The sequence below is a fragment of the Frateuria defendens genome (assembly GCF_001182895.1).
In the GTDB taxonomy this organism is placed as follows: domain Bacteria; phylum Pseudomonadota; class Gammaproteobacteria; order Xanthomonadales; family Rhodanobacteraceae; genus Frateuria_B; species Frateuria_B defendens.
Genome location: NZ_LFQR01000035.1, coordinates 21,792 through 29,215, shown reverse-complemented (window position 1 = coordinate 29,215; position 7,424 = coordinate 21,792). Strand labels below are relative to the sequence as shown.

Below are 7,424 nucleotides of genomic sequence, written 5' to 3'. Positions count from 1 at the left end.
GCCGCTTTTTTTGCGCCCGGGCGCCGCAACGGCCCGCAGTCCTCTCCCTGCCGCTGAACGTGCGCAGACGAACGCGCCGCCATGGCGCTGCGTTGACGGGCGTTTTCACCCACGCTTCGCGGGCCTGCCGCCAGCATGCATGAGATCGCGCCCGCGCCATGCGGCGCGCGTTGTCTTCCCATCCGCACAGGAGGACCGCATGGCCGCCAAGCCGTTTCTCACGGACATCGAAACCATCCGCCAGCGCGCCCGCGAGCACATCGACCAGGGCGCGGTCACGGCCGGCTACGGCGCCGACCGCGCCACCGTGGTCAAGGTGCTCAACGAGGCCCTGGCCACCGAGATCGTCTGCGTGCTGCGCTACAAGTACCACTACTACATGGCCTCGGGCATTCATGCCCGAAGCGTGGCGGCGGAGTTCCTCGAGCACGCCAACGAGGAGCAGCAGCATGCCGACCGCATCGCCGAGCGCATCACCCAGCTCGAGGGTGCGCCCAACCTCAACCCCGAGGGCCTGCTGACGCGCAGCCACGCGGACTACGTGGAGGGCGATGACCTGGTCGACATGATCAAGGAGGACCTGGTCGCCGAGCGCATCGCCATCGACAGCTACCGCGACATCGTGCGGTACCTGGGCAACGACGACCCGACCAGCCGCCGCATGATGGAAGAGATCCTGGCGATGGAAGAGGAGCACGCCGAGGATCTCTCGACCCTGCTCGAGGCCTTGGGCAAGAAGGGCGAGCCGGCCAAGCCGGCCGTGGGGCGCCAGGCCAGCCGCCACTGACGGTTTTCGCCGGCCGGCATTGCGCACGCCGCCTGCGTGCTTGGCGGCAGTGCGCGCGTGAGGTTCCGGCCATTGCGGCGACGCGCTCATCGGGCGTCGCCGTGGCCGTCTGTCACCAGCCGGCCAGCACCAGTTTGCCGATGGTGCGTCCCGATTCGAGCCGGCGATGGGCTTCGCGCAGGTTGGTCGCGTCGATGGGCGAGAGCGTCTCGTGCTGGATGCTCTTCAATTCGCCCGCGTCGATCAGCGCCGCCACCCGGGCCAGGATGCGCCCCTGCTCGCCGCGGTCCGGCGTGCGGAAGCGCGGGCGGGCGAACATGAACTCCCAGTGGATGCCGATGCACTTGGCCTTGTACGGGTCGCCGATCTTCAGCGCGCCCTTCGGCTCCACGATCAGGCCCACGTGGCCCTGCGGCGCCAGCAGTTCGCCCAGCGCGTCCCAGTAGCGGTCGGTGTCGGCGAGGTTGAGCGCGGCATCGACCTGCGCATGGCCGAGTGCGGCGAGTTGCGGGCCGAGCGGTTCGCGGTGGTCGATCACGTGTTGCGCGCCCAGCGCGCGGCACCACTCGACGGTCTCCGGGCGCGAGGCGGTGGCGATCACGGTGAAGCCCGCGCGCCGGGCCAGCTGGATGGCGATGGAGCCGACGCCGCCGGCGCCGGCGATCACCAGCAGCGACTTGCCCGCGCCGCCGCGCTCGCTGTCGAACGGCATGCGCTGGAACAGCAGCTCCCACGCGGTGACCGCCACCAGCGGCAGCGCGGCGGCCTGCGCGGCGGTGAGCGTGCGCGGCGCGTGCGCGGCCAGGCATGCTTCCACCAACTGGTACTGCGCATTGCTGCCGGGGCGGGTGACGTCGCCGGCGTAGTACACGCGGTCGCCCGGCTTGAAGCCGGCGGCGCCGGCGCCCACCGCCTCGACGATGCCGGCGGCGTCGTAGCCGAGCACGCGCGGCTGCGCCTCCACCTGCGGCTTGGGCGCGCGCAGCTTGGTGTCCACCGGGTTCACCGACACCGCCTCGACGCGCACCAGCAGGTCCTGCTCGCCCGGCGTCGGTGTGGGCAGCTCCACGTCGAGCAGCGAGGCGGGGTCGTCGATGGGCAGGTAGCGGGTCAGGGCGACGGCTTTCATGCGGGGGGCTCCGGAAGCGGGGGAAGAAGGCACGGGCGGCGGCGTGCGCTCGGCGAACATGCCGTTCCAGTAAGGGTAATAGGGATAGGGCGGCATGACGGCGCTGGCCGCGTCGAGGCGGGCCATCTGCGCCGGCGAGAGCTGCCAGCCGACCGCGCCGAGGTTGTCCGAGAGCTGCGCCTCGTTGCGTGCGCCGATCAGCACGCTCGACACCGTGGGTCGCTGCAGCAGCCAGTTGATGGCGACCTGCGGGATGCTCTTGCCGGTCTCGGCGGCCACCTCGTCCAGCGCATCCACCACGCGGTACAGGCGTTCTTCTTCCACCGGCGGCGCGAAGCCGGCGGTGGCGTGCAGGCGGCTGCCCTCGGGCAGCGGCTGGCCGCGGCGCAGCTTGCCGGTGAGGCGGCCCCAGCCGAGCGGGCTCCACACCAGCGCGCCCACGCCCTGGTCGAGGCCGAGGGGCATCAGCTCCCATTCGTAGTCGCGGCCCACCAGCGAGTAGTAGGCCTGGTTGGCGACGAAGCGCGCGCGGCCGTGGCGATCGGCCGCCGCCTGCGACTTCATCAGCTGCCAGCCGGAGAAGTTGGAGGCGCCGAGGTAGCGCAGCTTGCCCGCGCGCACCAGGTCGTCCAGCGTCGCCATCACGGCGTCCACCGGCGTCTGCGCGTCGAAGTGGTGCAGCTGGAGCAGGTCGATGTAGTCGGTGTCCAGGCGCTTGAGCGCGCGCTCCACGCCCGCGATCAGGTGATGGCGCGAGGCACCCACCTCGTTCGGCCCCTCGCCGCTGCGCAGGGTGAGCTTGGTGGAGACGATGGCGCGGTCGCGGCGCCCCTTCAGCGCCGCGCCGAGGATGGTTTCCGAGGCGCCGTCCGAATAGACGTCCGCGGTGTCGAACAGGTTGGCGCCGGCGTCGAGACAGAGGTCGACCAGCCGTCGCGCCCCGGCCGTGTCGGTGTTGCCCCAGGCGCTGAACAGCGGCCCCTTGCCGCCAAAGGTGCCGGCGCCGAAGCCCAGTGCGGGCACCTTGAAGCCGGAGGTGCCGAGAAAGCGGTAGTCCATGGTGGAAGCCTCGAAGGGGACGAAGGAAAGGCCGCTGCCCGGTGGCATCCGGCCCATCGGCATGCGGCGGGCGGGGAAGCGCTACGCCGCCATGTCCAGGTCCGGCAGCGCCGGCTTGCTGGCCGCCTGCTGGCGCACGGCCACCACGGCGAGCGCCAGGCCCGCCAGCGTCACCAGGGCCGCGGCCCAGGTCACGCCGCCGAGGCCGGGGCCATGGTCGATTACCACGCCGCCCAGCCAGGCGCCCAGCGCGTTGCCCAGGTTGAAGGCGCCGATGTTGAGGCTGGAGGCGAGGCTCTGTGCGTCGCCCGCCTGCTTGAGCACCCACAGCTGCAGCGGCGACACGGTGGCGAACGCGGCCATGCCGAGTAGGCCGACGAGCAGCACGGCGGCGGGCTTGTCGTGCAGCGCCGGGCCCATCGCCGCCAGCACCACGGCCAGCACCAGCAGGCTGCCGGGCAGGGCGCGGGCGAGGCTGCGGTCCGCCAGGCGCCCGCCGAGCAGGTTGCCGAGGATCAGGCCCACGCCGAACACCAGCAGGATCATCGACACCGCGCCGTCGGCGAAGCCGCTCACGCGGGTGAGGATGGGCTGCACGTAGGTGAACACGGTGAACACCCCGGCGAAACCCAGCACCGTCACCAGTAGGCCCAGCAACACCGGCGCGCTGGCGACGGCCTTGAGCTCGGCGCGGAAGGCGATCGGCGCGCCGCTGCCGTGGCTGGCGGGCACCAGCGCGGCGATCACCGCGGTGGCGGCCACGCCGATGGCGGTCACCGCCCAGAAGGTGGCGCGCCAGCCGAACTGGTGGCCCAGCCACGCGCCCGCCGGCACGCCGAGCAGGGTCGCCACGGTGAGGCCGGTGAACATGATCGAGATCGCCGAAGCCTTGCGGTCCTCCCGCACCAGCGAGGTGGCCACCACCGAGCCCACGCCGAAGAAGGTGCCGTGCGCCAGCGAGGTGATCACCCGCGCGATCATCAGCACCGCATAGTTCGGCGCGATGGCGCAGACGAGGTTGCCGACGGTGAAGATCACCATCAGCGCCAGCAGCACCGTCTTGCGCGGCAGGCGGCTGGTGGCCGCGGTGAGCAACGGCGCGCCCACGAACACGCCGAAGGCGTAGCCGGAGATCAGCAGGCCCGCGGCGGTGATGCCCACCTCGAGGTCGGCCGCCACCTGCAGCAGCAGGCCCATGATCACGAACTCGGTGGTGCCGATGCCGAACGCGCCGGCGGCCAGCGCGTACAGCGCGAGCGGCATGCGCTCGCGCGAGGGGAAAGCGGCCATGCCGCGCACTCCTTGGAAAGCCGTGGAAGTACGCAGACTAGGTGCTTTGCATCTTCAGCAAAAACCGGCAAGATCGCGAATCAAATTCAACGGTATGTTGATAATCCATGGACCGCGTCGGCGACCTGCTGCTGTTCCTGCGCGTGCTCGACCAAGGCTCGATCAGCGCCGCGGCGCGCAGCCTCGACCTCTCCGTGGCGGTGGCCAGCCAGCGCCTGAAGCGGCTGGAGCGCGAGCTCGGCGTGCGATTGCTGCACCGGAGCACGCGGCGGCTGCACCCCACGCCCGAGGGCCTCGCGCTGGCCGGGCAGGGGCGCGCGCTGGTGGAAGACCTGGACGCGCTCACCGCGCAGCTGCGCCGCGGCGGCAGCGAGGTGGCCGGCAGCCTGCGCGTGACCATGCCGGCCGCCTTCGGCAGCCAGTACGTCTCGCCGCTGCTGCCCGAGTTCCTCGCCCGCTACCCGGAGCTGAAGCTCTACGTGCACCTCAGCGACCAGCTGATGGACCTGGTGAGCGCGGGCTTCGACCTCGCCATCCGCATCGGCGCGCTGGACGATTCCAGCCTGGTCGCGCGGCGCCTCGCCGCCAACCGCCGCGTGCTGTGCGCCTCGCCCGACTACCTGCGCCGGCGCGGCACGCCGCGCACGCCGGCGGACCTCGCCGCGCACGACTGCCTGCTGCTGGTCGGCAACGGCGGCCGCCAGGACAGCTGGCGCCTGCGCGACGCGCGCGGCCGCGAGCACGTGGTGCGGGTGAACGGCCGCTTCGAGAGCAACCAGGGCGAGCTGCTCAGCAATACTGCCGAGGCCGGCCTGGGCATCGCCATGCACTCGCTGTGGCACATCCACCGCGAGCTGTGCGAAGGCCGCCTGCAGGTGGTGCTGCCCGACTACGCCCTCGACGACACCGGCATCCACGCGGTGATGCCGCAGCGCCGGCTGGTGCCGCCGCGGGTGCGGGCCTTCGTGGATTTCCTGGCCGAGCAGCTGGGTGATCCGCCGCCGTGGGAGCGCGAGCCGGCGGCGGCTTCCCACCCCGAGGGCGCCGCCGCGCGCCGCCGGCGCCGGGCATAGAAAAACGGCACGTCGCCGGGGCGCCGTGCCGTTGGGTCTTTCTTTGACTGAGAGGGGCGAGGCGGGGGAGTTACTTGGCCTGGTGCCGCTCGATGCCCTCGCGGATCACGGCCTTCGCCTCGTCCGCGCCGACCCAGCCTTCCACCTTCACCCACTTGCCCTTCTCGAGGTCCTTGTAGTGCTCGAAGAAGTGGCCGATGCGCTCCAGCCAGTGGCCGGACACCTGCTTGATGTCGGTGATGTGCGCGTAGCCGGCGAAGATCTTCGCCGAGGGCACCACGATCAGCTTCTCGTCGGTGCCGGCCTCGTCGCTCATCTTCAGCATGCCGACCGGGTGGCAGCGGATCACCGAGCCGGGCACCAGCGGCAGCGGCAGGATCACCAGCGCGTCCAGCGGGTCGCCGTCGCCGCCCAGGGTCTGCGGGATGTAGCCGTAGTTGCACGGGTAGCGCATCGGCGTGGAGAGGATGCGGTCGACGAAGATCGCGCCGCTTTCCTTTTCCACTTCGTACTTGACCGGCTCGGAATCCTTGGGGATTTCGATGATGACGTTGATGTCGTCCGGCACGTTGCGGCCGGCGGAGACCAGTTGCAGACCCATGATGATCCTTGCGGAAGTTGCGGTATAACCGCTCCAAGGATAAGGCAAACCCTCTTTCTATGCCTCTTTCGGGCCACGGGCTATTCGACGCAGGAAAATGGGGGAAAGCAACGATGCAAAGGATGTCGGGGGTGCAATTGCTACGGAAGCTAGGTGTTCGCGTGTGGGTGTTGATCTGGATGTTGGGCATGGGGGCCGGGGCCGGGGCCGCGCACAGTTCGGCGCGGGATGCCTGCATGCCGCGTTATCCGCCGGCGGCCACCATGGAGCGGATGTTCGACATGTCGCTCAGACTGGGCGACGAACTGAATGCCCTGGCCCCGGCGATCCGCGTAGTGGTGCTTGGACGGGGTGGGCAGGATCTGAGTCGCTTCGGTGTGCGCTACAGCCATCTGGCGTTCGCGGTCCGTGGCAGCGATGGCGACTGGTTCGTCATTCACGAGCTCAACCGTTGCGCGACCCATTACTCGGGACTCTATCAGGAGGGCCTGGCCAACTTCATTGGCGAGAGCGTTCTGCGAGCCGACGTGCTGGTTGCGGTGCCGCGCGCTTCTCTCCAGCCGGCTTTGGCAGGCATGCTGTTGGACCATGGCGGTACGGCAAGGTCGCTTCACGAGCCGCGCTACAGCTTGATCGCCTATCCCTTCTCGCCCGAATACCAGAACTCCAATCAATGGGTTCTTGAAGTGGTGGCCGCAGTTGCGATGCGGGAGTCAGCTCCGGTGGGGCGGCCTCAAGTGCAGGCTTGGCTGCACGAGCGCGGCTATGCCCCCTCCGTGATGCACCTCAAGTGGCGCGAGCGCACGGCGGCGCGTCTGTTCGTCAAGAATGCCGCGGTCACGGATCATCCCATGACCGAACGGTGGTCGGGCGATTATTCCGTGTCGACCGGTGACTCAGTGATCGAATACCTGCGCAGGCAGGGCATGCTCGAGCGGGTCTATGCCGTCGAGCGCGACAACTCATCTACGGGAGAAAAGAAATGACGGGAATCGGCAAGGTTTTCTGCGCGATGGCCTCCGTGCTGTTGCTTTCACCTGCGCCGTCGCTCGCCGGTGACTCATCCAACATGAATGCTTCGGATCGTTCAGTACTGGCCGGTTCGTTGGTAGTGAGTTTGCCGCTGTTTCTGATGTCGGCCTCGATGGCGAAGCTGTCGCACTCCTCGCCTGCAGCCGGCAAAGATCGGGGCAAGGCCGGTCCCCTGCCAGACATGCGCGTCAACGCTGTGCGCACTCGCGAGGACGGTGGGCGGGAAGTAGAGCTAATCTCGGCCGACGCTTCCGGAAAAGAAGACGCCAATCACCTCGTCTGGGGCAAGCGCAAGGACGATCCAGCCGTCGGCTTTCGGGTTGGCGAGACGATTTCCTTTCACCCCTCGCCGAATGGTGCGGGCTGGATGATCAAGGATGCCCGCGGCGCCGAACTGACCTTCGTCCCTACAGCGAAGGTGGCAAGCCAGACCGATTCGAAGCTCTGGTAGGA

7 protein-coding genes and 1 pseudogene are annotated in these 7,424 nt (G+C 69.4%); 4 read left to right on the top strand and 4 right to left on the bottom strand.

Annotated elements, in window-relative coordinates; all coding sequences use genetic code 11:
* Nucleotides 1–199: 199 nt before the first annotated feature.
* Nucleotides 200–787, top strand: a complete 588-nt coding sequence (locus ACH65_RS05745) for a ferritin-like domain-containing protein (RefSeq protein WP_049621623.1) — start codon at nt 200–202, stop codon at nt 785–787.
* A 112-nt stretch (nt 788–899) separates the two neighbouring features.
* Here ACH65_RS05745 and ACH65_RS05740 read toward each other — a convergent pair whose 3' ends face one another.
* From ACH65_RS05740 to ACH65_RS05730, 3 genes and pseudogenes are all read right to left on the bottom strand, one after another.
* Entirely contained in the window at nt 900–1,916 is a 1,017-nt protein-coding gene (locus tag ACH65_RS05740) for a zinc-binding alcohol dehydrogenase family protein (RefSeq protein WP_049621628.1), read from the bottom strand.
* Nucleotides 1,917–1,946: 30 nt separating this feature from the next.
* Nucleotides 1,947–2,975: pseudogene (locus ACH65_RS05735) on the bottom strand (aldo/keto reductase); the annotation flags it as partial.
* Between the two features lie 81 nt (nt 2,976–3,056).
* Nucleotides 3,057–4,265: an MFS transporter gene (locus ACH65_RS05730; protein WP_153242494.1), complete on the bottom strand. Its 1,209-nt coding sequence runs from the start codon at nt 4,263–4,265 to the stop codon at nt 3,057–3,059.
* Between the two features lie 107 nt (nt 4,266–4,372).
* Between ACH65_RS05730 and ACH65_RS05725 the strand changes: the two genes are divergently transcribed.
* Nucleotides 4,373–5,338 (top strand): LysR family transcriptional regulator, encoded by a 966-nt coding sequence (locus ACH65_RS05725; RefSeq protein WP_049621622.1) that lies wholly within the window; start codon nt 4,373–4,375, stop codon nt 5,336–5,338.
* A 70-nt stretch (nt 5,339–5,408) separates the two neighbouring features.
* Here ACH65_RS05725 and ppa read toward each other — a convergent pair whose 3' ends face one another.
* Entirely contained in the window at nt 5,409–5,939 is a 531-nt protein-coding gene (gene ppa, locus ACH65_RS05720) for an inorganic diphosphatase (RefSeq protein WP_049621621.1), read from the bottom strand.
* Between the two features lie 161 nt (nt 5,940–6,100).
* Here ppa and ACH65_RS05715 point away from each other — a divergent pair, with 161 nt between their 5' ends.
* Together ACH65_RS05715 and ACH65_RS19700 are read left to right on the top strand one after the other, a co-directional pair.
* Entirely contained in the window at nt 6,101–6,925 is an 825-nt protein-coding gene (locus tag ACH65_RS05715) for a DUF2145 domain-containing protein (RefSeq protein WP_237561454.1), read from the top strand.
* Complete coding sequence (locus ACH65_RS19700) at nt 6,922–7,422, top strand: hypothetical protein (RefSeq protein ID WP_153242493.1); 501 nt, start codon at nt 6,922–6,924, stop codon at nt 7,420–7,422. Before ACH65_RS05715 ends, ACH65_RS19700 begins: the two co-directional genes overlap by 4 nt.
* Nucleotides 7,423–7,424: the final 2 nt, after the last annotated feature.

What these genes read in the sequence shown, in the direction of transcription:
- ACH65_RS05745 (WP_049621623.1), top strand. Translation starts at nt 200, where the DNA reads ATGGCCGCCAAGCCGTTTCTCACGGACATCGAAACCATCCGCCAGCGC.
- ACH65_RS05740 (WP_049621628.1), bottom strand. Translation starts at nt 1,916, where the DNA reads ATGAAAGCCGTCGCCCTGACCCGCTACCTGCCCATCGACGACCCCGCC.
- ACH65_RS05730 (WP_153242494.1), bottom strand. Translation starts at nt 4,265, where the DNA reads ATGGCCGCTTTCCCCTCGCGCGAGCGCATGCCGCTCGCGCTGTACGCG.
- ACH65_RS05725 (WP_049621622.1), top strand. Translation starts at nt 4,373, where the DNA reads ATGGACCGCGTCGGCGACCTGCTGCTGTTCCTGCGCGTGCTCGACCAA.
- ppa (WP_049621621.1), bottom strand. Translation starts at nt 5,939, where the DNA reads ATGGGTCTGCAACTGGTCTCCGCCGGCCGCAACGTGCCGGACGACATC.
- ACH65_RS19700 (WP_153242493.1), top strand. Translation starts at nt 6,922, where the DNA reads ATGACGGGAATCGGCAAGGTTTTCTGCGCGATGGCCTCCGTGCTGTTG.